The 24,672-nt window shown below is 39.8% G+C and carries 21 protein-coding genes and 2 pseudogenes; 10 read left to right on the top strand and 13 right to left on the bottom strand.

Going from position 1 to position 24,672, the window contains the following annotated elements; genetic code table 11:
* Window positions 1-3: 3 nt before the first annotated feature.
* On the bottom strand, window positions 4-840 hold the full coding sequence (locus ABXS78_RS08650) for a methyl-accepting chemotaxis protein (protein WP_366249714.1): 837 nt from the start codon (window positions 838-840) through the stop codon (window positions 4-6).
* Window positions 841-1,065: 225 nt separating this feature from the next.
* Window positions 1,066-1,350, bottom strand: coding sequence for a transporter associated domain-containing protein (locus tag ABXS78_RS08645; RefSeq protein ID WP_366249713.1), 285 nt, complete (start codon window positions 1,348-1,350; stop codon window positions 1,066-1,068).
* A gap of 654 nt (window positions 1,351-2,004) precedes the next feature.
* Between ABXS78_RS08645 and ABXS78_RS08640 the strand changes: the two genes are divergently transcribed.
* The gene (locus ABXS78_RS08640) at window positions 2,005-3,237 is read left to right on the top strand and encodes a saccharopine dehydrogenase family protein (protein WP_366249712.1); all 1,233 of its coding nucleotides are present in this window, start codon (window positions 2,005-2,007) and stop codon (window positions 3,235-3,237) included.
* A 1-nt stretch (window position 3,238) separates the two neighbouring features.
* The gene (gene nspC / locus ABXS78_RS08635; protein WP_366249711.1) at window positions 3,239-4,366 is read left to right on the top strand and encodes a carboxynorspermidine decarboxylase; all 1,128 of its coding nucleotides are present in this window, start codon (window positions 3,239-3,241) and stop codon (window positions 4,364-4,366) included.
* A 332-nt stretch (window positions 4,367-4,698) separates the two neighbouring features.
* On the opposite strand, the gene ABXS78_RS08630 is transcribed toward nspC, so the two are convergent.
* Window positions 4,699-6,330, bottom strand: a complete 1,632-nt coding sequence (locus ABXS78_RS08630) for a catalase (protein ID WP_366249710.1) — start codon at window positions 6,328-6,330, stop codon at window positions 4,699-4,701.
* A 363-nt stretch (window positions 6,331-6,693) separates the two neighbouring features.
* Here ABXS78_RS08630 and ABXS78_RS08625 point away from each other — a divergent pair, with 363 nt between their 5' ends.
* Both ABXS78_RS08625 and ABXS78_RS08620 read left to right on the top strand, forming a co-directional pair.
* On the top strand, window positions 6,694-8,082 hold the full coding sequence (locus ABXS78_RS08625; RefSeq protein WP_366249709.1) for a PLP-dependent aminotransferase family protein: 1,389 nt from the start codon (window positions 6,694-6,696) through the stop codon (window positions 8,080-8,082).
* A 95-nt stretch (window positions 8,083-8,177) separates the two neighbouring features.
* Window positions 8,178-9,461: an MFS transporter gene (locus ABXS78_RS08620; RefSeq protein WP_366249904.1), complete on the top strand. Its 1,284-nt coding sequence runs from the start codon at window positions 8,178-8,180 to the stop codon at window positions 9,459-9,461.
* A 391-nt stretch (window positions 9,462-9,852) separates the two neighbouring features.
* Here the strand turns inward: ABXS78_RS08620 and ABXS78_RS08615 are convergent.
* A pseudogene (locus ABXS78_RS08615) lies at window positions 9,853-10,112 on the bottom strand (AraC family ligand binding domain-containing protein); the annotation flags it as partial.
* 50 nt (window positions 10,113-10,162) lie between these two features.
* Here ABXS78_RS08615 and ABXS78_RS08610 point away from each other — a divergent pair.
* A complete protein-coding gene (locus tag ABXS78_RS08610; protein WP_366249708.1) occupies window positions 10,163-10,405 on the top strand; it encodes a TetR-like C-terminal domain-containing protein in 243 nt (80 codons plus the stop codon).
* Between the two features lie 420 nt (window positions 10,406-10,825).
* Window positions 10,826-11,314, top strand: a complete 489-nt coding sequence (locus tag ABXS78_RS08605; RefSeq protein ID WP_366249707.1) for a pyridoxamine 5'-phosphate oxidase family protein — start codon at window positions 10,826-10,828, stop codon at window positions 11,312-11,314.
* Window positions 11,315-11,395: 81 nt separating this feature from the next.
* Here the strand turns inward: ABXS78_RS08605 and ABXS78_RS08600 are convergent, their stop codons facing one another.
* The 6 genes and pseudogenes from ABXS78_RS08600 to ABXS78_RS08575 form a co-directional block, all read right to left on the bottom strand.
* A complete protein-coding gene (locus tag ABXS78_RS08600; RefSeq protein ID WP_366249706.1) occupies window positions 11,396-12,013 on the bottom strand; it encodes an RraA family protein in 618 nt (205 codons plus the stop codon).
* A 158-nt stretch (window positions 12,014-12,171) separates the two neighbouring features.
* A complete protein-coding gene (locus ABXS78_RS08595) occupies window positions 12,172-13,260 on the bottom strand; it encodes an isocitrate/isopropylmalate dehydrogenase family protein (protein ID WP_366249705.1) in 1,089 nt (362 codons plus the stop codon).
* 64 nt (window positions 13,261-13,324) lie between these two features.
* A complete protein-coding gene (locus ABXS78_RS08590; RefSeq protein ID WP_366249704.1) occupies window positions 13,325-14,155 on the bottom strand; it encodes a DUF6282 family protein in 831 nt (276 codons plus the stop codon).
* A 113-nt stretch (window positions 14,156-14,268) separates the two neighbouring features.
* A pseudogene (locus ABXS78_RS08585) lies at window positions 14,269-15,566 on the bottom strand (citrate:proton symporter).
* A 378-nt stretch (window positions 15,567-15,944) separates the two neighbouring features.
* A complete protein-coding gene (locus ABXS78_RS08580) occupies window positions 15,945-16,709 on the bottom strand; it encodes a glucose 1-dehydrogenase (protein WP_366249703.1) in 765 nt (254 codons plus the stop codon).
* Between the two features lie 92 nt (window positions 16,710-16,801).
* Window positions 16,802-17,494 (bottom strand): aspartate/glutamate racemase family protein, encoded by a 693-nt coding sequence (locus ABXS78_RS08575; protein WP_366249702.1) that lies wholly within the window; start codon window positions 17,492-17,494, stop codon window positions 16,802-16,804.
* A 370-nt stretch (window positions 17,495-17,864) separates the two neighbouring features.
* On the opposite strand from ABXS78_RS08575, the gene ABXS78_RS08570 reads away from it, so the two are divergent.
* The 3 genes from ABXS78_RS08570 (at window position 17,865) to ABXS78_RS08560 (ending at window position 21,040) form a co-directional block, all read left to right on the top strand.
* Window positions 17,865-18,932 carry an isocitrate/isopropylmalate dehydrogenase family protein gene (locus ABXS78_RS08570; RefSeq protein ID WP_366249701.1) on the top strand — a complete coding sequence of 356 codons (1,068 nt, stop codon included), beginning with the start codon at window positions 17,865-17,867 and terminating at the stop codon, window positions 18,930-18,932.
* Between the two features lie 14 nt (window positions 18,933-18,946).
* Window positions 18,947-19,603: a class II aldolase/adducin family protein gene (locus ABXS78_RS08565; protein WP_366249700.1), complete on the top strand. Its 657-nt coding sequence runs from the start codon at window positions 18,947-18,949 to the stop codon at window positions 19,601-19,603.
* 141 nt (window positions 19,604-19,744) lie between these two features.
* On the top strand, window positions 19,745-21,040 hold the full coding sequence (locus ABXS78_RS08560) for a four-carbon acid sugar kinase family protein (RefSeq protein ID WP_366249699.1): 1,296 nt from the start codon (window positions 19,745-19,747) through the stop codon (window positions 21,038-21,040).
* Between the two features lie 81 nt (window positions 21,041-21,121).
* Here ABXS78_RS08560 and ABXS78_RS08555 read toward each other — a convergent pair whose 3' ends face one another.
* The 3 genes from ABXS78_RS08555 to ABXS78_RS08545 all read right to left on the bottom strand — a co-directional run bounded on the left by ABXS78_RS08555 (window position 21,122) and on the right by ABXS78_RS08545 (window position 23,131).
* Window positions 21,122-21,892 carry a class I SAM-dependent methyltransferase gene (locus tag ABXS78_RS08555; protein WP_366249698.1) on the bottom strand — a complete coding sequence of 257 codons (771 nt, stop codon included), beginning with the start codon at window positions 21,890-21,892 and terminating at the stop codon, window positions 21,122-21,124.
* Between the two features lie 19 nt (window positions 21,893-21,911).
* Window positions 21,912-22,160: an HPr family phosphocarrier protein gene (locus ABXS78_RS08550; RefSeq protein ID WP_366249697.1), complete on the bottom strand. Its 249-nt coding sequence runs from the start codon at window positions 22,158-22,160 to the stop codon at window positions 21,912-21,914.
* 104 nt (window positions 22,161-22,264) lie between these two features.
* Window positions 22,265-23,131: a LysR family transcriptional regulator gene (locus ABXS78_RS08545; protein WP_366249696.1), complete on the bottom strand. Its 867-nt coding sequence runs from the start codon at window positions 23,129-23,131 to the stop codon at window positions 22,265-22,267.
* A 196-nt stretch (window positions 23,132-23,327) separates the two neighbouring features.
* Between ABXS78_RS08545 and ABXS78_RS08540 the strand changes: the two genes are divergently transcribed.
* Complete coding sequence (locus tag ABXS78_RS08540) at window positions 23,328-24,638, top strand: citrate:proton symporter (protein WP_366249695.1); 1,311 nt, start codon at window positions 23,328-23,330, stop codon at window positions 24,636-24,638.
* The last annotated feature ends 34 nt before the right edge of the window (window positions 24,639-24,672 follow it).

Here is a 24,672-nt window from a genome sequence, read left to right as displayed (position 1 = left end):
CTCCTATTCCTGGTTAGTTACTTTCTTCATTGTTTCTATGATTTGTTTACTCTTTTCGTCCAAAGCTTGAATGTCATTCATGAATTCGACCATGACGACAGACTGCTCCTCTGATGAAGTGGAGACTTCATTAATACTGAGTGTCAGGTTTTCAATGCTGGATCGTATCTCTGTTAGGGATTTCCCGATTGTCTGAACTGCTTCCTTCGTATTATCGGAAAGTTTACGGATTTCATCTGCAACAACGCCGAAGCCTTTTCCTGCTTCGCCAGAACGAGCTGCCTCGATGGCTGCATTTAATCCAAGAAGATTTGTCTGTGTGGAAATTTGTTCTATCAATTGAACCACTTCACCTATTTGGCGGGAGTTTTGGTTTGCATTGTTCGCTTGCTGGTTGATGTCACTACTAGTAGCAGAAAGTTCCTCTGCTTGTGCAGCTACATACTGTACCTTACCTTGCAATGCATCGATTACATTATTAAGTCTGCTAAGCTCTTTGTCTAGCTTATCTTGATGCTCCAATGTCCGAGATAAAGACAAAAGACCAACAATTTCGTTTGTTTCCATATCCCGAATAGGAGTTATGGAGGTCACGACCGGTACACCGAATATTTCAGGATCTTCGGTTTTAGAAATAATGTGTTCCCCTTTGATGGCTCGCAAATAAACCTCATGTTCATCAAGTCTTGATTTTCCTGCTTCAACGTCCAGCTTCAGAAGCGTTGATGGAGCGAAATAGACAAACTTCTCTGTATCCATTACACCTATTGCCGCTGTCGGGCCTAATGTATCTTTTATAATGGGGGCAATATTGACTACTGCCTGAATCGTAGAATTCATAAAATACTAGCTCCTCTGCACATGATTCCTCTTTATATCGGTAAGAAGTACTAGAAAGTGAAGCTTTTCACTAATGATTTTGTCATATTTTGTAGAAAGGGTATTAACTGGTACAAATTCATTCTTATAATGGAATGGTTTAAATTAGGGGGGGTCATTCTAAGCAACAGAAAGAATCCCCTTTTTGAAGAATGAAAGGGGATTCTTTGTTATGTCTTTCTATAATTATGAAGACACCACATTATCTTGTTGTTTGAATTCCGAAGTCAGTTTCTTCATCTTTATAGTCAATATCTGATGGTCTTCCATCTCGATTACAGTTAATGTATAACCGTGTACTTCTAATTCTGTCGTTACCTTAACTTCATTGCTATTCCTAAAGAACCAACCACCTATAGTATCAACTTCATTCTTATCCTCATCATCGAAAAGAAGTCCAAAGGCTGCCTCCAGTCTTATCTTGTAGGTCGTCTCGTTAATTTTTTGGGATATGTGGAACTTCGTCTTCATCAAAACACATAGTGTATGGTAACCATTCAAGACTTTTATGTCATATATGTAAAAAATATAATGAAATTTGTCTATTGCTATATAAATTATATGTGTTAGTATAATAGATGCGTTATTTGGAAAGCTGCTATTCAATATATCTGGATCTTTCCAAGCAGATAATTTTGACCACTTCTCTCTTGAGGGAAGTTTAAGGGCCATACGGACAGCCGGGTCAAATGCCGATTGGCAACTTTAGTTGCCCTATTGATTGAGTTAGAAGCTCAAATTTTATAAGTTGGTTACTTTACAACCAGTGCTTATGCACATCAACTTGTGAAACGGTCAATAAGAGTGGTAAAAGTAATTATTTGCTATTAGACTCTGATCCTATTTGATATATTCTTGAATATTAAAAAGCTTTCTTGCAAAAGACTCAGTTTAATTGGACTGCTTTTGTTCTGGAGTTACTATGCTATTTTAATATTGATAATTATATCTAAAGCAAGTGTGATGCGCGATTAGCGTTTCTGGCACTTGCTTTTTTGTTTTTAGGGAACTATTTCTAAGTATTTCTTTCCTGCAGCCGTGCAAGTGGCAACAACTCTGATCGCTTGGTTGGTTCAGTATTCTTCTTTGCTAGACAAAAATCTATCTTAGTTAGGAGATAAAAGAATGGGTAAAGCACTTATTATTGGCGCTGGCGGCGTAGCTTCAGTAGCTGTTCACAAAGCCGTTCAAAACAGCGAGGTATTTGAAGAGATTTGTATCGCAAGCCGTACAAAATCTAAATGTGATGAGTTAAAAGCAAAATTAGATGGCGGTAAAACAAAAATCACCACGGCGCAAGTGGATGCAGATAATGTAGATGAGCTAATCGCTCTAATCGAAGAAGTAAAACCGGATATTGTCATGAACTTAGCATTACCGTATCAGGATTTGACGATCATGGATGCTTGTCTTGCAACAAAAACACACTATATGGACACAGCAAACTACGAGCCAGAGGATACAGCTAAATTTGAATACAAATGGCAGTGGGAATACCGCGAGCGTTTTGAAAAAGCAGGAATCACTGCTCTTTTAGGCAGCGGTTTTGATCCAGGTGTTACAGGTGTGTTTTCTGCATATGCACTAAAGCATTACTTTGATGAAATCGAATATATCGATATCCTTGACTGTAATGGCGGAGACCATGGCTATCCTTTCGCAACGAACTTCAATCCTGAAATCAATATCCGTGAGGTTTCTGCTAACGGAAGATATTGGGAAAATGGCGAATGGATCGAAACAGAACCAATGGAAATCAAGCGTGAGTATGACTTTGCTGAAGTTGGTAAAAAAGATATGTACTTGCTTTACCATGAAGAGCTTGAATCTCTTGCTGTAAATATCCCTGGTATCAAGCGTATTCGTTTCTTCATGACATTTGGCCAAAGCTACCTTACACACCTTAAAGCTCTTGAAAATGTAGGAATGACTTCCATCGAACCAATCGAATTCGAAGGAAAACAGATTATTCCACTTCAGTTCCTAAAAGCTGTATTACCAGATCCAGCAACACTTGGACCGCGTACAGTTGGAAAAACAAACATTGGCTGTATCTTCAAAGGTAAAAAAGACGGCAAAGAAAAAACTTACTATGTATACAATGTCTGTGACCACCAAGCATGCTACAGAGAAGTTGGTTCTCAAGCTGTCTCTTATACAACTGGCGTTCCTGCCATGATTGGAGCAGCTATGATCATGACTGGCAAATGGAACAAACCAGGCGTGTTTAACATTGAAGAGTTTGATCCAGATCCATTCATGGAAGAGCTGAACAAATGGGGCCTTCCTTGGGTAGAAGACTTCAATCCAGTGCTTGTTGAGGAGCCTGCAGCTAAAGATCAGGAGTCCGTTCGATAACATGCGGTTTGAAGAATTACCAACCCCTTGTTATGTAGTTGACGAAGGTCTCGTCGAAAAGAATCTAAAAATCCTGAATGGCGTCATGCAGCGTACAGGTGCAAAAATTGTGTTAGCTCAAAAAGCTTTTTCCATGACAGCAATGTACCCCTTGATTGGAAAGTATTTAAGCGGCACAACAGCGAGCGGCCTGTTCGAAGCTCGTCTAGGTTACGAGGAAATGGGCAAGGAAAATCATGTCTTTGCCCCTGCCTATCGTGAAGATGAAATCGACGAAATCATATCCATTTGTGATCATATTATCTTTAACTCTTTCTCACAGCTGGAAAAATTTAAGGATAAGGCTCTTGAGGCTGGCAGAAAAGTTGGCTTGCGTATTAACCCTGAATGTTCCACACAAGATGGACATGAAATTTATGATCCATGTGCCCCAGGTTCCAGATTCGGAGTGAAACAGGAAGATTTCTCTCCAGAGTTGCTTGAAGGTGTTTCAGGACTGCACTTCCATACCCTTTGCCAGCAGAATTCGGACGATTTAGAGACGACTCTAAATGCCGTGGAAGAAAAATTCGGTCAATGGCTGCCGCAAATGGAATGGATCAACTTTGGCGGCGGTCACCATATCACTAGAGAGGATTATGATATCCCCACTCTAGAAAAGTGTATTAATAGAATGCAGGAAAAGTACGATCTAGAAGTATATCTAGAGCCAGGAGAAGCCATTGCGCTTAATGCAGGCTATCTGATTACATCAGTGCTTGATATTCATAAGAATGGAATTGAAATAGCCATTCTTGATACTTCCGCAACTTGTCATATGCCAGATGTATTGGAAATGCCATATCGCCCCCCTCTATTAGGCTCAGGCGAATCTGGCGAGAAGCCATTCACATATCGCCTTGGCGGGCAAACATGCCTTACAGGTGATGTAATAGGAGATTATTCTTTCGATCAGCCTTTAAAAAGCGGCGATAGATTAGTCTTCGGAGATATGGCTATTTATTCCATGGTAAAAACCAACACATTCAACGGTATGCCCTTACCTGCCATTGCGGTACGAGATAAAGATGGAGATTGTAAGGTCGTGCGCGAGTTTGGTTATCAAGACTTTAAGACGAGATTAGCTTAAATGAAATTTCATACTTCCTTCTCTTAGGATGCTGATATCTAAAATAGACCCGTCCACTTAGAGAGGGCACTATAATACCGGATTCCTCTATTGGAATCCGGTATTTTATAATGCGAAAAGCTCCAGCAGAAGTGCTGCATATGACATTAAGAAGACATAGAGTCTCTAATTCATCAAGAGGATGTTAAATAACACAAACTAGATGAATATATCCTTAGTTATAAGTTTGTAGGATTTCGAATTGAAAATACTTCGACTGATCAGGGCAGCAAGCTAAAAAATGCATACAAAAAGGCTGTCACATGACAGCCTTTTTGTACAAACATTATTTCTTAATACTCATCTGATTTACGGCTATTCTCTACAGCTTCATCAGTAGCTTCATTTGCAGCTAATGAACCTTGACCAAATTTCGTGTGCCCTGCTTCGCGTCCTGGAAGCTTATTTTCTTCTTTGTTTTCTTTGATTTCTTTCAGCTTCGCCTCAATGCCTTCCTTCACACGACGGCCATATTCCTCATCTGCCTGTGTAAAGTGCTCCACCATGGCGTCTTGGATTGATTTATCACAAACAGCCAAAGCATTGGACAAGTTATTGATTAACTCATCTCGCTCCCAATCCTCAAGGTTGCGATACGTTTCACCTGCTTGCCCGTAGTTATTCGGGCGATCGATCGGCGCGCTCATAGCTGCAGCGTTATATGTTGGACGGTGCTGCGGCCGTTCTCCTTTATCCGCTTCCTGCAAACCGCCAAGCATGGACGGTTCATAATTGATATGCGGATTGTCACCGGACTCTTTCGGGTCCCGGAAATCCATCTGTCCACGATGCTGATTTGTATGGATAGTTGTTTTAGGTGCGTTAACAGGCAATTTCAAGTAGTTGGCTCCTACACGGTAGCGCTGCGTATCGGAATAAGAAAAAGTACGGCCTTGCAGCATTTTGTCGTCAGAAAAGTCCATTCCATCGACAAGCACGCCAGTACCAAATGCTGCTTGCTCAATCTCTGCGTGATAGTCCACTGGATTACGATCTAAAACCATTTTTCCTACTGGAAGCCATGGGAATTTATCTTCCGGCCATAGTTTCGTGTCATCAAGAGGATCAAAGTCCAGCTCTTCATGATAATCATCTTCCATGATTTGAACAAATAGCTCCCATTCCGGGTAATCCCCTTGCTCTATTGCCTCATATAAATCTTGTGTTGCATGACTGGTGTTCTTTCCTTGAATGTAATCTGCTTCTTCTTGGGTCAAATTTCGGATGCCTTGCTTCGGTTCCCAGTGGTACTTCACCAGGACTGCTTCTCCCTTTTCATTTACCCATTTATAAGTATTGACACCTGAACCTTGCATATGGCGATATGTTGCTGGTATGCCATATGGCGAGAATAAGAATGTAATCATATGTGTTGCCTCAGGCGTACGTGACACAAAGTCAAACATGCGCTGCGGATTAGGGACGTTTGACGCTGGATCTACTTTGAACGCATGAATCATATCCGGGAACTTCATCGCATCACGGATAAAGAAAATCTTCAGGTTGTTACCAACCAAGTCCCAGTTTCCATCTTCCGTATACATCTTCACTGCAAAACCACGAGGATCTCGAGCAGTTTCCGGAGAATCTTTTGCCCCCGCTACTGTAGAGAAACGAACCATCAATGGCGTTTTCTTACCAGCGCCCGAAAAGACTTTTGCACGTGTATACTTTTCTACAGGCTCGTCCCCTACTTTTCCGTACGTTTCAAAATAACCAAACGCCCCAGCACCCCTTGCGTGTACAACCCGCTCTGGTACCTCTTCCCTGTCAAAATGGGAAATTTTTTCGATAAAGTGATAATTCTCAAGTGTTGCCGGACCTCGGTCACCAATCGTACGGATATTCTGATTATCTGTAACTGGATGCCCCTGCCTAGTAGTTAGGGTCTTTCTCTCAACATTCTTATCTTTATTCTCAGCCAAATTGGTGTACCTCCTTAGATTATTCGAAATAATTCTAACATTCAAATTCCATTTCATCAATTATTATACTTGTTATCTAATATAAATTATTCAATTATAATAATTACAATAAGTTTCTTTTCAGTATCCTTCTAAAGGAGTTATTATTTATTACTTTTCCCGACCTTCAATATATTTAAACGTTAAAAGCAATGGTTTAAAACAAGAAGTAGTATTACCAATAATACATTTATTTATTAGAAAAACTAATTGAACTACGTCATTAGAAACAGTCATAATAGCAACTGTAGCTCCCAACCCTAATACGCCTATAATTAAATAACAAATCAGCATTATAAATTTGCTTAAAAAGGAATGTAAATTATGCCTATTAATTCTTTTGATAACTATCCTATGAGCTGGAAGCCAGTTCTTGATAAAACTAATAAGCCTATCTACAAAGCGTTAGCTGAGCAATTGGAACGAGATATAATCCATGGTGTTATCATACCCGGAACCAAACTTCCTCCCCAGAGAGAACTGGCTGATTATTTGGATTTAAACGTAAGTACCATTTCAAAAGCTTTTAAAGTCTGTGAGCTAAAAGGATTGCTAAGCGCCTCTGTTGGAAGTGGTACCTACGTATCATACGATGCTTTGTCGAATGCTTATTTACTCGAGGATACAGAGCCGAAGCATTTAATAGAAATGGGTGCAACACTGCCGGATGATACTTCATATGAACCTCTCCTGCTTCAACTTAAAACCATGCTGCAAGAGTCAGACTATGAAAAGTGGTTCAGCTATGGCAGGTCAGGTGAAAGCCTTTGGCAAAAAGATGCAGCTGTACAGTTAATCAAAAGAAGCGGATTCGAAACATCCGTAGAGCGTATATTATTTGCAAATGGAGGACAAAATGCGATTGCCGCTGCATTGGCAAGTCTTTGTAAACCCGGAGATCGAATTGGTGTTGACTTACATACATACCCTGGCTTAAAAACAGTTGCTGCCATGCTCAGCGTGCAAATTGTACCGATAAAATCAGAGAATTATGAGATGAGTCCGGAATCGCTTGAATATGCATGTAAGAACGAAAACATTAAAGGCGTTTATTTAATCCCGGATTATCACAATCCTACAGCTACCTTTCTATCCGTGGAAAAACGAAAAAAGATTGCAGAAATTGCGAAGAAGTATAAACTGTTTGTTATTGAAGATGCATCGTATCATTTGCTTAATGAAGACCCGATGCCCGCACTAGCATCTTTTGCTCCGGAACAGGTCATACATATCGCCAGTTTATCAAAATCATTAGCTCCAGGTCTGCGACTAGCATATGTAGCAGTGCCAGGGCAATTTAAAGAGCAACTTTCCAAGGCGCTGTACAATCTGAATATAACTGTTTCGCCCCTGCTAGCAGAATTATCGGCACGAACGATTGTATCCAATCAATTTGAAGTCTTAGTCGATAATCACCGTCAACAGACGATTTGCAGAAATCAGATCGTAAATAAGTATTTTAAAGACTATACGTGCTTAGGCGTTGATACAGGCATCTTTCGCTGGCTTTTATTACCCGGTACGATTACTGGTGATACGTTCGAAACGTTAGCTGCAAAACAGGGCGTGCAGGTGTATGCAGCTGATCGTTTTGTTGTAGGCAACAGCTCACCAGAAAGAGCTGTAAGGGTTTCTGTGTGTGCACCAAAAACCACGGAAGAGTTAGAGCAAGGACTAGCTATTCTTAAAAACTTATTAGATAAAATCACGTAATATTGTTTGCCATACAATTATTGAATTGTATGGTTTTTTTGTGCGTGCTATGATAATGCAAACCTAAATTAAGGAACTTGTTAAAAGAGAGGTGAATTTTCATAGTGAAAGATAGAGATGTAGGAACACAATCAGCCTTGGTACAAAGCTATGTTCATTCTTCAGAGAAACAAAAAGCACTATATAAGCGTACTTTATTGGTTGTTAGTATCTCACAGATTTTTGGAGGCGCAGGATTAGCAGCCGGAGTAACCGTTGGTGCTCTCATTGCCCAGCAAATGCTTGGAACAGATGCATATGCCGGCCTACCTACTGCCTTATTCACACTGGGATCAGCCGGAGCCGCATTTTCAGTTGGCAGACTGTCTCAACGTTTCGGGCGTCGTGCGGGTCTTTCTGCGGGATTTATCATTGGCGGACTTGGAGCTATAGGAGTCATCATTGCAGCAATTATAAATAGTATTTTGCTATTATTTGCTTCCTTGCTTATTTATGGCGCAGGATCAGCCACCAATCTGCAAGCTCGCTATGCTGGTACTGACTTAGCGAATAACAAACAGCGCGCGACAGCTATCAGCATGACGATGGTTTTCACAACATTCGGTGCAGTTGCAGGACCAAACTTAGTCAATGTGATGGGACGTTTTGCTGAGTCTATTGGCGTTCCATCACTTGCGGGTCCTTTTGTTTTAGCAGCAGCTGCTTATATTCTAGCGGGTCTGGTTTTATTTATTTTACTTCGACCAGAACCGTTAGTCATAGCTAAAGCAATTGAAGCGGCTAAGCAGGATCAGCGTAAGAGCGATGATACAGGAAAAGCTAAACATACCAACAAGCGTGGCATCTTTGTGGGTGCAACCATTATGATCCTTACACAGATCGTCATGGTAGCAATTATGACGATGACACCGGTGCATATGAACCATCATGGTCATGGACTGGGCACCGTAGGTCTAGTTATAGGCTTTCATATTGGTGCCATGTATTTCCCATCTCTATTTACAGGCTTTCTAGTTGATAAGTTTGGCCGCATAATAATGGCTGGCGCTTCCGGTGTAACATTGCTTTTAGCGGCCTTAATTGCTGCATTGGCTCCAGGAGATTCTTTGCTTCTGCTGATTATCGCCCTTTCTTTACTGGGATTAGGGTGGAACTTTGGTCTGATTAGTGGTACAGCACTTCTTGTTGATTCTACTGAGACTGGCATTCGAGCTAAAACTCAAGGTACAGTGGACGTTTTGATTGCATTATCTGGTGCAGCAGGCGGGGCTTTGTCTGGACTGATTGTAGCAGGTTCCAGTTTTTTGATGTTATCTATGGTTGGAGGGATTGTTTCTGTTTTATTGATTCCATTGATGATATGGTATCGTCGGAATTGAATCTTAAGAATAACAGTTTTCTTATAAAAAGACTGTACACACATTTCTGTGTACTATATATTTATTATCTCTGTTTTATTCGAACCACTGATGCTCCACCATATAAGCAAGACCTTCTACAATATATGAATAGAAGATATGATTTATCAAAAAAGGACATAGGAAGATCGCTTTCCAATATCCTTTATCTTATATCCATACTACTTTAATAATGGAATCTGCAATAAATGAAAAGATTTTTCAAAAAAATCAGCTAATTTCATTCTAGGTTTACTATCTTATTTCCCTAATCAAAATGTTATGTGTTACTCTGTGGCAAGTAATTTGATTCGAAGTTATCTCGGAAAAACTTCACTTTTACATTGGAAAGTAAAACAGGCTGCACCTTAATTCAGTGACAGTCTGATTCTCTATTTAGTCTTTTAAGGAACCAAATTAACGCATCATCCACAGGTTCCAACCATTCTGGTTTACCTGCAGTTATTGCAATATGTTCAAAACCAGCTGTCTTTTGTAGCTACATGCAAATGTTGTATGCCATCCATGAGTGACGATGACATCGCCAGCTTTTAACAATTGAGCAGTTTTCCCTTCTTCTTGGTACCAGCCTTCCCCACCTGTGACTAACAAAACCTGAAATCCATCTCGATAACTTGATTTGGTTTGAATACTTTGAACATAATTATTCATTCTTTTCTACTATGCTATCAAGTAAAGGAGCACCTGCTTTTCGCAAGAGCTTTTTGGAATTTGTGATAGAAGAATTGGATGTCGACTTGGATTTAATAGAAGGGATTAATCAAGGATTAAGCAGGAACTTAGTACTGAGATTCTTTGGAGCGGCCATCGTAGAGATAGTGGAAGCATGGATCACAAACGGATTATCTGAACCAGCTAAAGTTGTTGCTAGGCAAATGGGAGTGTTGCTTGATAGAAATTTATAAGGTCGTTCGCTTTAGAATGAAGCACTGAGGCACATTCCTTTAAAACATAATATAAAGGCTGTCGAGGCATTCTCGACAGCCTCAGCTTACGCATTTAAGAATAGAAGCAGTTAATTTGGGCTCTTTTTGCCACTCTCCATGACTCTCTCAGTGCTATGTGCTTTACTTTGTGGCTCAAGAAAGATCTCATAACTCCTTTGCAAGATGGTATCGCCTTCTAAGCATCTTTACAACTTCTTTTACTTAAATCAGATTATTAAGTTATATCTATTGACTTCGCCATACTCGAAGACGGTACTTTTTTAATCTAAAAGTTACTTTGCTTTAAAATGCTGACACAAATAAAAAATAGTTTAGTAGAACACCAATCCGAATAAAAATTGGCGTGAAGGGTAGTATACCTCTATAAATTGTTTTTAGGTGGTGGAAATGATGAAACAAGAAGAATTGGAAACAGTAAGAGAGTTAATCAAAGACGTAGACACGGCGATGCTGACTACTGTTACGGAAGAAGGACTTGTATCTCGCCCTATGAAAACGCAAGAAGTAGAATTTGATGGTGACTTATGGTTTTTCACAAAAAAAGAAACTGATAAATATGAAGAAATTCTACATGACCAAGATGTGAATGTAGCTTATGCAGGTAAATCCTATGTCTCCATACGTGGAAGAGCGGAAATCATTGAAGATTTAAACAAGAGAAAGGAATTATGGAGTAAAGCATACGAGAAAATTATGCAAACCTCTTATGATGATCCAAGCGTTGTCTTAATTAAGGTACAAGCGGAAGCAGCTGAATATTGGGATACAGGCAACTTCACGAAGAAAATTGCCTTTATGTATAAACGTATGACTGGGCAAAGTGTAAAATCGACAGACATCAATGAAACGGTTGATTTGGAAAAATGACAGTAAAATAAGAAGAGAGGCAAGATCCCATTAGATACCTTGCCTCTCTTCCATTATGAATTAGTGTACTCATAGAACTCTTTATAAGACAATATTTTTTTCGGCTTTTATTAAAAAGTCCTCAATATATTTTCTGGCAGCGTCAACATCCTGACCTACACTGCTCTCTCTTTTTTCATCGACACTTATCTTTTCTAGTGCTTGCTCTCTTATGCTGCTCGCTTCAGAATGCGGAACTACAACTACCCCGTCACTATCGCCTACAATATAATCACCAGGATTTACAGACACTCCTCCGCAAACGATTGGGACGCCAATCAACCCTTTTTGAGTTTTTTTACTAGCACATGTCGTTGTCCCTTTACAAAAAATCGGATAGTCTAGAGCCAAACTTCCTTTGATATCTCTGATTACTCCATCGATGACAATTCCAGCCAGCCCCAGTGTCTTGCCTAAATTAAGAATAAAGTCTCCAGCGACAGCATTTGCTGTCCAGCCTTTTCCGTCCACAACCAATACATCACCTGGTTTCGCTTTATACATAGCTTCCAAAACGGATATGTTTTCCCCTTCGTCTATTTCTACCGTGAATGCAGGTCCAGACAGTTGAAAATCTCCTATAGGTTTAATCTCGTAAGACATGTGATTCTTTCCTTGAAGGGCATCTGAAACACTTGTACTAGGAATATCTTTGAACATATCTAATCCTCCTGTTTAGATCCTTTTACAGACAATTTCTCCTTTGAGGGCTATACTCCCTCTCTAGATTCTTCGGCCGATTGGTTCCATGAATTTCAGTCCTTTAAAGCGCAATAGTTGTACCAGTTAAGATAATATAGCAATGACCCAGAGAGACTCTACTTACTCATCTTTTGTTCTCCATCATGAATACTCTCTATAATATATTCTGCAAACTCAGAAGTCGAAGCACTGCCACCTAAATCACCTGTCTTAACTCCAGACTCTACCGTCTTAAAGAGAGTTCTTTCCATTGTTTCCGCAACCTGTTTAAGCTTTTCATCCTTATGCTGGGAATACAGCCATTCGAAGAACATCACCGTACTTAGCATGATACCGATTGGGTTGGCAATATTTTTACCAGCAATATCCGGTGCAGACCCATGTGCTGCTTGTGCCATGGCTTGCGTGTCGTTCGAGTTGATTGACGGGGCAAGTCCCAGACTGCCAACCAATTCACCAGTAAGGTCTGAAAGGATATCCCCAAACATGTTTTCCGTTACGATGACATCAAAGTCGCCTGCGCGACGTACCAAATGGGCAGTCATGGCATCGATATGATAATCATCCACTTCAACTTCCGAATATTGCTCGGCAACTTCGCGGCATACATTCAGGAATAAACCTGTTCCAAGCTTAATCACGTTGGCTTTGTGTACGATGGTGACTTTTTTTCGTCTTGTCATGGCACTTTGAAAAGCAGCGTGTGCAATCCTTTCAACAGCTTTTCTGGTGAATACACCTGTTGAGACAGCCACATCGGGTGTAATCTGCAATTCCCCGACTCCTATATACATGTTTCGGTCTGTATAGAAGCCTTCTGTGTTCTCGCGGAAGATGACTAGATCAGCTTCGCCAACCATACTTTTTGTACCAGGCATCGTTTTCGCAGGTCGCACGTTTGCGTACAAATCAAAGTAGTGGCGCAGCTCTCCGCTTGGGTTGCGTTTCTGTTTATGTTCTTCCGGATAGGCTGCTGAATCGTGTGGTCCGAGAATCCAGCCATGGCATTTTTCGAGCTCATCTTTTGTGTACTGTGGAATCGGATCATTATGTTCCTTTATCGCTGCCCATCCCATTGGCAAGTCTACAAGATTCAGCTGCAGCTCATGTTTTTTTGCAGCTGCTTCGAGGATACTAGTTGTAGCGCTTACAATTTCTGGCCCAATTCCATCTCCTTGAAGTACACCTATACGGTATGTTGTCATTACCATTCAGCCCCTTTTCCGACATAAGTATCGTTCTCTCTAAAAAGATTCCCCTATTTCATTCCTAATTAATGTTCAGCAGTTTCGCAGGAAGCTTCTTCGTCATCCAATCGATAGCATCTTCTTCTATATTATTTTCTCTCAGGAACTGAATATAAGCTGGCAGACTTTCATTCCAAGGAGGATTCTCAATTTGTCCGCTATCAGTGGATACAAGTGTTGTCTCATATCCAACTTCACGAATTGCTTCTACATTGGCAGGCAGATTGTTTTGATAGTTGCCATTACCTATTGGCTGTGCAAATGTTCTTTCAAAATATACATTGTCAAAATTGGAAACGATAAATTTTTGATCTTCAATTGATAAATCGACAATATGAAATTCCGGATGTGTCACTACTATGTGAGAAATCCCTAAATCATTCGCCGCTTCCAGAACAGCATATATTTCATCTTTCGAAATGTGTCCAGTTGCAAGTACTGCATTATGCTGCTTGATAACTCGCAAGATTTCCAGCAGTTCCGGTACAATCCGATTGCCTTCTTTTATAGTGATTCCGCCTTGCTTGCTCTCTTTCTGGCGATGATTCCTAGCATCAATTGTCGGAAGCCAGACTATCTTTGCGCCTAATTCCAGTGCATAGCGTACAGCAGTGGGATTAAGCCCGCCTACAGCATTATTCAGAGTAATACTCCCATAAGCAATGGTTTTATGGGCTAATTTGTTTAAAATCCAAGCCCTCTCAGTTGTTGGAAACTGATGCGACTTTAGCACAAATCCTGCTGCCCCTAAAGCTTCTGCCTGGCTTAATAACTCCAAGTCATCGTGTTTTCTAGTTCTTATATCCGGTGCAGAATGAATATGAAGATCATAAACTCCCTTAATTGTTTTCATGTAAGACCAACTTCTTTCAACTAATATTTCTATTTAAATGATACAAAACTTACAACTCCTATTAAAATAGTGTTTTTTTATAGAAGGTCATAATTTTTTTCTATTTCTGCACACTACCAAGCTATTGTTATTGCACCTGTCAGCAAAGCAAAAACAATTAGTGCAACGGATAATAAAATCAACCATCCAAGAGCAAACCGTTGAAATTCTCCTAAATCTTTTCCCACTAACGCGAGCAATACCCATAACGGGGCGGATGTTGGGCCCATTGAATGCAGAGGCTGCCCTATTACTCCTGCCCTTGCTATTTCTACTGGATCAATTCCGTATTCTGCTGCGGCTTGAGCCAGGACTGGTAATGCACCAAAGAAGAATGCGTCATTTGACATAAGGAAACTGAGTGGCAAGCTAATTACAGCAACAATGACTGTGAAAAATGGGGAAAATGCTTCTGGTACAATTGATAGAAAATCGGAAGCCATATGGTCAACCATTTTTGTTTCGGAAAGTATCCCTGTAAAGATTCCCGCTCCTAAAACAAGCATAACCACTGGTATTGCATTACTTCCATGAACTTTAATAAGTTCCTGCTGCTCTTTAATTTTGGGATTGTTAACTAGCAATGCAATTACAAAACCGATAATAAATAGGACCGGCAATGGCGCTATACCCATTACTAATGATACAAGCAGGGCTAATGTCAATAAGAAGTTGAACCAAATCTTCCAAGACACTGCACTTTCATTTTCTGTGATAGTTGCAGCAATCTCAGCTGAGACCTCTTTGATTTTCGCTATTCCGATTCTTTTCCTTTCCATTCTGCCCATTACATAAGCAAGTACAATAATGAACAACGAACCACACAAGATCATTGGAATCAACGGACAAAGTAGTTCGATGCATCCAAACCTAGGACACTTATGCCTCTTGTTGCTGCACCTCCCCACGGAGTCATTCCTGAAATTGTACCTAAGGCCATGACTGAAATGGTAGCAAGTACTAAAGGATTTATACCGATTTTTTTATAAATGGGCAGCATGGCAGAGCAGATAATCATATAACTGGTTGTACCATCTCCATCCAGTGCCACTAACAGTGCAAGTATGGCTGTACCAACTACTATTTTGACTGGATCTCCTTTAGCAATCTTTAAAATCGTGCGTGAAACAGGGTCAAATAATCCAGAATCCATCATGATTCCAAAATAAAGGATCGCAAACAACAGTAAAACTGCAGTAGGAGCAACTAGCTCAATCCCTTCAAACATCATTGGTCCGAGATTTGAACCGAACCCTCCAATAATGGCAAAGATAATAGGTGAAATAACGATTGCAGTAAATGCAGATGCTTTCTTTGTCATTACAAGATACATGAAAAGTATGATCGTAAGAAAACCTAAAATGGATAACATTAGTTCATCTCCAATCTTTGTATGCGTTTTCATTTTCAACTTTGCAAAATATCTCTTTTACTTTCCCCCCTCTGCTTCTTGTTATATGTCCACTGTATGTGAAGTAAAGCAAAGAATAAAATATATATTTCCTATGAAAGATGATTGAAATTTTCAATTAAATAATCGTGTTAACAAGAATGGTGAGCTACACAATTATGAAGCCTCATCCGGTTAGATTATTATCACTCCAGTTGATTAAAAACTCTCTAAAAAAAAAGTGATCAAACACATCTCCCGAAAACATTTGTTTTAAATACAAAAAAAGAGCCATAAGGCTCCATATCAAAATTACTCTATCCTAATTTGTAATTGTGCAATTATTTACTTATACGAAAACTAAATCGCTGTCCAGCCTCCATCGACTTTAATTGTCTCTCCGGTTATAAAATCAGCCATATTCGATGCAAGGAAGAGTACTGCTCCAGTAACATCTGAGGGCTTTGCTAAGGAGCCTAATGGAATTCGGCTTAATACATCTCTGTAGAAGTCTTCGTCTTGAAACATACCGCTGGTAAGATCTGTTTTTATAAAAGTAGGTGCTACTGCATTGACTTTGATTTGATGGTGAGCCCATTCCACTGCTAAAGCTTTAGTGAGTTGCACTGCCCCTCCTTTACTGGAGCAATAAGCAGCTCTTTTGACGTATCCTACAAATGCCATTTGAGATACGATATTGATAATCTTACCCTGTATCCCATTATCAATCATATGTCTTCCTACCTTTTGAGAACAGAAGAAAGTGCCTTTTAGATTAGTATCTAGAACTGTATCCCAATCATTCTCTGTCACTTCTAAAGCAGGCTTTGCAATATTTGTTCCAGCGTTATTCACTAATACATCTATACGCCCCATATGTTCCTCAGCTATAGCTACCATCTGTTCAATGTCATCTATCTTGGTAATATCTGCTTGGACGTATGTGCAACTCTTATTTATTGATTTCAATTCTGCTTCGGCTTTCTCCAGGTCTTCTTTATTCCTTCCAGTAATTACTACAGCTGCCCCCTTATCTGCAAAGGCAGCAGCTATATCAATTCCTATCCCCTTGCTTCCTCCCACTACCAGTATGTTTTTCTCTTTCAGATCTTCAAACGAATACATGGAAATCCTCCTTTACTAGTTAAATATTGGATTGTTCATATCATCTCGTTTGATTCTTTCGTTAAATAAAAATAGTATATACAACATTATGATCAGGCATTACGCTGCTCCTTCAATCTTGTTGATCCATGCTTTTGAATTTCTTGAAGTATCGCTTTTACACTGATTTCAGGACTGGTTAAAACCGGGACTTGGAAGGTGCTATCCTGTTCCAAGACACGAGCCATAGAAAATTGAGCCAAGACAATAACGTCTGATTTAGATTCCAGTTCCTTAATCTTTTCAAGGATAAGGTAATCATGGTCCTCTTTTCTTCCATCTTGTAGTGCTTGAAAAGCTTTATGAATTACTACAGTTTCAATATCTACCTCTTTCGCTTTCTCTTGGGCTACTTGTTTTAGTAATCCTTCTGTAGTTGGACCTGCTGCTTCTACGGTAGCTATCACACCAATCTTACTGCCTATCTCAACTGCTCTTTCAAGCATGCTCATATCTGCACTAAGCAATGGCTTGTCAAAGAGATCACTAATCTGCTCTACGCATGGAGTAAATGACGAACAAGTCAGAAGGATCCCGTCAACACCACTTCTCTCTGCTTTGCTAATTAACTCGACAAGTCTGCGAACCATATCATTTGTGATGACTTTCTTTTCATTCAGCTCATATATGAGACTTTCATCCATGAAGTTGACCAAAACTGCTTCAGGAGCATGCTGTTGAAAAGCGGATAAAATAGGCTGCACAGAGTTCATTGTAGCGTGTATCAATCCAATTTTTTTCTTCATATTTACCCTCCTGTAAGTGCTTACATATAACTTATACGACAAACATTTTTCATAAAAATGTTATCACAGTGATTAGTTTTTCAATAATACATATTCTCGATAGTAATGCATAAAGAAATTTTATATCTCTTTATTTGTTTCTGATAATGTAGAAAGAAAACTATTGCTTCCGGATAATTGTTTAGCTAAATTGTCCGCTAACATCCATTCTCAGAGATAGTACTTATACTTGAATAACTTACATCACTTACTTATCTAGATATAGAAAAATACAATTAAATTTCATTCATATTATTTATTTTATTTATTTCATATAGCGACTTATACTTAAAATGTAAAGTAAACCTCTTATGAAGGAGTTTGATACAAAATGACAACATACCGTATTGGCGTACTTAACGGAGATGGAATTGGCCCTGAAATTGTAAGCGCTACAACTAGTATCCTCGAAGCAGCTGCAAAAAAACATGAGCTGCAGCTGGATCTTGTGGACTTGCCTATGGGATGGGCAGCGATAAAGGAACATAATGATCCGATTCCACAGTACACAAAAGATGAGCTCGAAAAATGCCATGGCTGGATTCTCGGACCACACGATTCAGCAGCCTATCCGGAAGAACATAAACAGAAACGCAACCCAAGCGGAGAGCTGCGCCACTACTTTGATTTGTACGCAAACGTGCGACCTGCGAAAACGATGCCTGGTACAAAAAGTATGGTTGGCGAAGCTGATCTAGTCATCTTCCGCGAGAACACAGAAGGCTTCTATACAGACCGAAACATGTATATAGGAGTCGGGGAATTGCAGATTACACCCGATGTGGCTGTCTCAACAGGTGTATTCACCAGAAAAGCTGTTGAAAGGATTGCACACGCCGCTTTTCAAAGTGCCATGACACGAAAGAAAAAAGTTACCATTGTGCACAAAGCCAACGTGATTAAGCTTGGAACAGGTTTATTCCTGAATGTATGCCGCGAAGTTGCCGAGCAATATTCGGAAGTTGAAGTGGATGATTATCATATCGATGCCATGACTGCCCATTTGGTACGTCGCGCAGGCGACTTTGATGTCATCGTAACGGAAAACATGTTTGGGGATATCCTTTCAGACCTTACTGGTGAATTGGTTGGCAGTCTGGGACTTGCCCCGTCAATCAACTCGAACGACACGCAAGCCATGGCACAAGCAGCACATGGGTCTGCACCGGATATTGCTGGTAAAAATATTGCCAACCCAATCGGTATCATGCTAAGTACGGTGATGTTCTTCGAATGGCTGTATTCCCAGCATAAGGATGAGAAGCTTGATGCAGTCGCAAAAACAATGGAAAAAGAGATATTTGCTACAGTGGAAGCTGGCATTAAAACTGGCGACCTAGGCGGCAATGCCTCCACTTCTGAATTTGCTGAAGCAATCGTTTCCCAAATTAATCAATAATAAGGGAGTCTCAAATGGATATTAAGAGTCAATTGATTGAAACAGGTAAATACCTTAAAAATAATAAACTTGCATGGGGCACATCCGGAAATCTTAGTGCACGCCTAGATGAAGGATACATGCAAATCACTGCTTCAGGAACTATCATGGAAGATTTGACTGAGCATGATTTTGTAGAAATTAATGTAGAATCAGGAAAAGTGATTGGTACTAAACGTGCATCAAAAGAAACGCCTTTCCATCTAGGAATTTATCAGAACAGACCGGACATCAATGTTGTCCTTCATAGTTCTCCCTTATATACGACCTTGTTTTCATGTTCAGAAGAGCGTATTCCTTCCAATCTATTTATTGAAACAATGTATTACTTAGAGAGAATTGCATATGTAGACTACCATCACCCTGGCACGCAGCAATTAGCAGATGCTATTACTGAAAAATCCAAAGAAGCAAATATCATCGTAATGAAGAATCATGGAGTAGTAGTTTTTGATACTTCCTTTGCAGAAGCAAAGATGCGATTGGAGACGTTAGAGCTGGCGTGTGAAATGCTGATTAAAGCAAAATCAGCAGGTATCGAACTCAATGGCCTGCCACAGAAGGTCGTAATGGAATTTCTGGAGGAATCAAAGTATAAACCACGTCAAAGAATCGAACATGTAAACAAGTAATGGTTGACCATCAAAGGAAAGGCATTTGATCATCTATCCTAAACTGGAAGCTCATCAACTTGCTGATGATGAGCTTCTTCAGGATGTTACTTGGAGCCCTTCTATCAAAGTAGAAATAAGACATAAGGAAGGAATAGAAAAATGAGAAAAACAATTGGAGTTGTTGCGGATGATACTACCGGAGCAAACGATATAGGCGTAATGTTCAATCGAGGTGGTTACACAGCAAAAATCGAAACCTTTGATCAAGATGCCGAGTTACAGGTAGACACGAATGTCGTTATCGTTGATACAGATAGCCGATTAGACAGTTTGGAAGATAGTTATAATAAAGTGTATATAGCAACAAAACAGCTGATGGCGGCTGGTTGCAGTACCTTTCATAATAAAACGTGCTCTGTCTTCAGAGGTAATATTGGAACAGAATTCGATGCCATGCTGGATGCTTTAGGAGAAGAATTTGCTGTTGTTTCTTTAGCGTTCCCTGAAAATGGCCGGCAAACAGAACACGGTATCCATACCGTAGACGGAAAGCTTCTTGAAGAATCCGGTTTTTTACATGATCCTGTCCACCCTACTACGGATTCGAATTTAGTCCGCGTTCTTAGTGAACAAACTGAACGAAAAGTTACGTTTGTTGATTTAGAATTTGTTCGACAGGGTGCTGCAGTTCTACAGGAGAAAATCTTAGAGAAAAGAAAAGAGGGTTATAGTTATTGCATCGTGGATAGTAAAACCCAAGAGGATCTACGCATTGTTGCAGAGGCAATTTCTAATTTCAAGGTAATATGCGGAAGCTCTGCTATCGGTTTGGAACTACCTCCCTTTTACGGAGAAGAACCTATAGAACTGAACAGCAAACAATTTTCAGCAGACCCAAACCAAGGCGTGTTAGTAATCTCAGGAAGTTTAACCCTTCAAACGAAAGAGCAAACTGCTTATCTGGAAAAACAAGGTGAACCTACTTTCACCCTGGATTCTCGCGAAATTCTAACTGCTTATGAAAATGCCTCTAAAGAAATTAAAAGGATAGTTTCAGAGGTGTCTGCTTATATTACCAACGGTAACAATGTCTTGGTTTTAGCTGATAATACGCCTGAAGTTGTGAAAGAAACAAAAGAACTTGGACACAAAGCTGGATTGCATCCGCTCGAGATAAGCAAGCGCATATCTGCTGCTTTAGCAGATATTGCAAAAGAAGTTTGTGACCAGACTGATTTAAAAAGACTAGTAGTTGCTGGAGGAGATACCTCCGGAACTGTGACTCGTAAACTTGGTATAAAGGGGAATTACATTTTAGAAGAAATAGACACAGGAGTTCCTTCAGGTTTATCTATGGGAAGGGAAATGCTGATTGTGTTGAAATCAGGAAGCTTCGGTAAGAAAGACTTTCTAGTCAAAGCAATCGAACATCTTAAAAGTATTGAAAATATCTAATACTAAAAAGGCTCCAACGGTTACTGATACCGATAAGGAGCTTTTTTAAATATAAAAACTTAAATGACTCTGGCAATTCGGTTATTGTTTTGTAAATACGGCAATCCATTCATCAATCTCAATAGATTCTATCTCTTCATCTTGTTCCCTAACCGTAATATATTCCCGCTGCTCCTTTGTTCCGGTCTTTATATATTGTATAACTTCGTTTACTTGCTGCTGCGATTCTGTCGTTCTTGACACCCACACAGGAAAATCGAAGACCTTCTTTCTTGTAACTTCTTGTGAGATGTTCAACCCTGCAGCAGCAGCATATTCCTCCCACTCACCTGCTGACAAACATGATACATGGCTTTTATCACGCAACTTTTCAATGGTATTAATATAAGTGGCTATACCTTTATCATCAGGTACTATATTATCAACCAGGAGGAAAACGCCTCCAGGTTTTAGTACCCTTGAGACTTCTTTAAGGAATACGGATTTATCAGGGAAATGGTGAGCTGCGATCCGACATCCTACCAAGTCAAACTGTCCATCCATAAAAGGTAGATTTTCTGCATCCGCAACTACGTATGCAATATTTCGATACTCCGTATCCAAGAATGTCCTAGCTTCCCTCAACATCATCGGAGTCAAATCTGTCGTATAAATTTGTCTCACATATGGAGATAACAATTTGGTCAGATGGCCACCACCTGTTGCAATGTCAAGAGCTTCCCAGCTCTTGCTTGGCTGGAGCATGTCCAGGATCAACTCTAAGTCTTTACCTTTCGCGTGGGATACACTTTGAACATATTCTTTTGCGTTCTTAGAGAATTGCTCCATGACCAGTTTCTTTTCTTCTGACATAGCCACTCACCCTCTTACTTTAATTGATTGTAACAACCAAACCGTTCTCAGCAAATAACTTTCGCATAGCTTGCTTGGCAGCCTCTTCGTCCGAACCATAAATCTCTAATTTATATTCTTCCGAGTTTAAAATGCTGTGAGACAAACCAAGCATGCTCTTCACATCAATCACCCGGCTGCCAGTGATCAGTACAATACTCGACTCGTATTTAGATGCTTCGTGATTGATATCTACCACTGCGTGAATTAAGCTCTTTTTAAGACTCAAAGTATCCCTCCTCTTTGTAAACGCTATCTATTAATTAATATACCTTTATATAGCGCTGAGGAAAAATAGAAATAACAATTTAACTACCATAGATTTTCTTTATTTCACTTGTATCCTGTTACATACTGATCATCAAGATATTGAATGAATTCCCTTACCATCGCTAACTCCAGGGATTCTTTCTTATACAAAAACCACGTTTTCCAGAGCAGAGGCTCTTCATTCCTATCAGTTAAACTTATGTAGTTCTCCTCATCTTTTATGATAATACTAGGTACGATCGCATAGCCTAGCCCCTTCATGGCCATTCGTTTGGCTGTCTCCATATTATCAAAATGGAAACCAATTTTAGGTGGGGAAGAGAAATTTTGCTTCCACCAGTTGTCAATGACCATATTCAATGCTGGGTCCGTGTTATAAGTTATTCGCTTCAAATTAGGCAGATTACTTAATTCGACTTTATCCTTGGAGAGGATACACATTTTCTCTTCGCTAATTGTCCTTTGTTCGTAACTCCAGTGATGTTCTCCTCTGACAATACCAATATGCGATTCTCCCTTGAATACATGCTGAATCAAGTTTAAGTTCAATCCTGTCCTCACATTGAAGTTTACTCTGGAATACTTGTCGGAAAAGCCTTTTAAAACATCCGGTAACCGATATAAAGCATAAGCCCTTGCCACACTTAACTTAATGGTTCCGTACAGTTCTTCATCCATATTCCAAAGCGTTTCCTCCAACATCTGCAGTCGTTCCAGTGTAGACCTTGCGAACTCTACAATATATTCCCCTTGCTGGGTAAACTGGACGCCATGGCGTCCACGATGAAGTATTTTAATATTATACTGTTTTTCTATTTGCTGAAGCTTGTATGTAAGCGTCGGCTGTGAAACAAATAACCGATCTGCAGCTTTGGTTATATTCTTTTCCTCAAATACTGTGATCAAAATAATGCACTCTCTTTTATCCAAACTTAAACCCCTCCCAGTTATTTAATTTCATTATGATAACTAATAGAAATTAAGTATTATATTTATTTCTAATCTTATATTACGCTTAGTCTATAGGAAATACAACGCTTACAGAAAGGAGATGACTACAAGGGGAAACTTGTTTAACGAAATTAAATACCCATTATGAAAGCGCATACTAAGAGGGGGAATTTCATTGCTTTCTATTTTAGGTTTTCTTACTATAATTGTCTTTACAATTCTTGTAATGCTCAGAAAAATGCAAGCGTTTACTGCGATAATTTTTGTACCAATTGTATTTGCAGTGATTGGCGGCTTCGGATCACAAATTGGTGAATTTGCTGCTGAAGGTATCCTGCTTGTTTCTGACACAGCTGTATTATTGCTATTTGCGATACTGTACTTCGGTATTATGATGGAATCCGGTCTTTTCGATCCAGTAAGTAATGCAATTCTAAAAATCGCAAAAGGCGATCCAGTAAAAATATGTATGGGGGCTGCCATTTTAGCTATCCTTGTAGCTTTGGACGGTGATGGAACAACAACTTATATGATTGTATGTTCCGCAATGCTTCCTGTATTTCGTAAATTAGGAATCAACCCCTTAATTCTAGCTACACTAGCTATTATGGCTTTAGGTATCGTAGCAGGAAGTACTCCTTGGGGTGGTTCTGCAACGCGCGCAATCAGTGTTTTAGGGCTAGATGCTTCTGAATATTTCCTTCCGATGCTTCCTATTATGGCTGGAGGTATTATCTGGACATTAATTACAGCATTTATACTAGGAAGGATGGAAAGAAAAAGACTTGGACTCACGAATGAACAGCTCCGCCAAGAGGTCAAGACTCAAGAGGAAACAGCCTCCACTGCCCAAAATGCTGTACAAGCTAGAAAATGGGTCATCTATTTCAACCTATTTCTGACACTCGCCCTTATGGCACTCTTAATAGCTGATATTATAGAGTTATACATACTCTTCATTATCGGTTTCGCTATAGCCCTCGTTGTCAATTATCCAAATTTACAGAAGCAGCGGGAAGTAATGAAAGAACACGCGGCCAACGCCATACCAGTCGTGTCTTTGGTATTAGCAGCAGGGATATTCACTGGAATATTACAAGGAACACATATGGTTGATAGCATGGCTGAGGATATAGTAAGTGTCCTGCCAGAAAACTTTGGAAGTTTCTACACAGTATTCATAGCTTTAATAGGTCTCCCACTGAGTTGGCTTATGTCAAACGATGCTTATTTCTTTGGGGCTTTGCCAGTTCTTGCTGAAGCGGGCAATGTATATGGTGTAGCACCTATAGAAGTAGCGAGAGCATCGGTAATTGGCCAGACAATTCACTTAATCGGTCCTACATCAGCTCCGCTTTGGGTGCTGATAGAATTAGTAAGGACAGATCTTGGAAAGTTACAAAAGTTTGCAATCATATGGATCATCTTGTCCGCTCTGGTTATGATTCTTTTTGGATTACTATTCGGCGGTATATCAATTGGATAAATTGCATAACTTATGGCAACTAAAAAAGACTGAT

Origin of the sequence: Terribacillus aidingensis (assembly GCF_040703035.1) — a bacterium.
Classification (GTDB): Bacteria; Bacillota; Bacilli; order Bacillales; family Amphibacillaceae; genus Terribacillus.
The sequence above is the reverse complement of the archived record's forward strand: the minus strand, read 5'-3'. Positions and strand labels throughout refer to the sequence as shown.

Bases quoted from the DNA above. Each gene is read 5' to 3' on its own strand.
- ABXS78_RS08580 (WP_366249703.1), bottom strand. From the start codon at position 16,709: ATGTATTCGTTTGAAGATCTGAAAGAGAAAAACATACTGGTAGTGGGA.
- ABXS78_RS08590 (WP_366249704.1), bottom strand. From the start codon at position 14,155: ATGAAAACAATTAAGGGAGTTTATGATCTTCATATTCATTCTGCACCG.
- ABXS78_RS08565 (WP_366249700.1), top strand. From the start codon at position 18,947: ATGGATATTAAGAGTCAATTGATTGAAACAGGTAAATACCTTAAAAAT.
- ABXS78_RS08645 (WP_366249713.1), bottom strand. From the start codon at position 1,350: ATGAAGACGAAGTTCCACATATCCCAAAAAATTAACGAGACGACCTAC.
- ABXS78_RS08595 (WP_366249705.1), bottom strand. From the start codon at position 13,260: ATGACAACATACCGTATAGGTGTACTTCAAGGAGATGGAATTGGGCCA.
- ABXS78_RS08570 (WP_366249701.1), top strand. From the start codon at position 17,865: ATGACAACATACCGTATTGGCGTACTTAACGGAGATGGAATTGGCCCT.
- ABXS78_RS08600 (WP_366249706.1), bottom strand. From the start codon at position 12,013: ATGTTCAAAGATATTCCTAGTACAAGTGTTTCAGATGCCCTTCAAGGA.
- ABXS78_RS08625 (WP_366249709.1), top strand. From the start codon at position 6,694: ATGCCTATTAATTCTTTTGATAACTATCCTATGAGCTGGAAGCCAGTT.
- ABXS78_RS08610 (WP_366249708.1), top strand. From the start codon at position 10,163: ATGCTATCAAGTAAAGGAGCACCTGCTTTTCGCAAGAGCTTTTTGGAA.
- ABXS78_RS08640 (WP_366249712.1), top strand. From the start codon at position 2,005: ATGGGTAAAGCACTTATTATTGGCGCTGGCGGCGTAGCTTCAGTAGCT.
- ABXS78_RS08560 (WP_366249699.1), top strand. From the start codon at position 19,745: ATGAGAAAAACAATTGGAGTTGTTGCGGATGATACTACCGGAGCAAAC.
- nspC (WP_366249711.1), top strand. From the start codon at position 3,239: ATGCGGTTTGAAGAATTACCAACCCCTTGTTATGTAGTTGACGAAGGT.
- ABXS78_RS08575 (WP_366249702.1), bottom strand. From the start codon at position 17,494: ATGAAGAAAAAAATTGGATTGATACACGCTACAATGAACTCTGTGCAG.
- ABXS78_RS08650 (WP_366249714.1), bottom strand. From the start codon at position 840: ATGAATTCTACGATTCAGGCAGTAGTCAATATTGCCCCCATTATAAAA.
- ABXS78_RS08555 (WP_366249698.1), bottom strand. From the start codon at position 21,892: ATGTCAGAAGAAAAGAAACTGGTCATGGAGCAATTCTCTAAGAACGCA.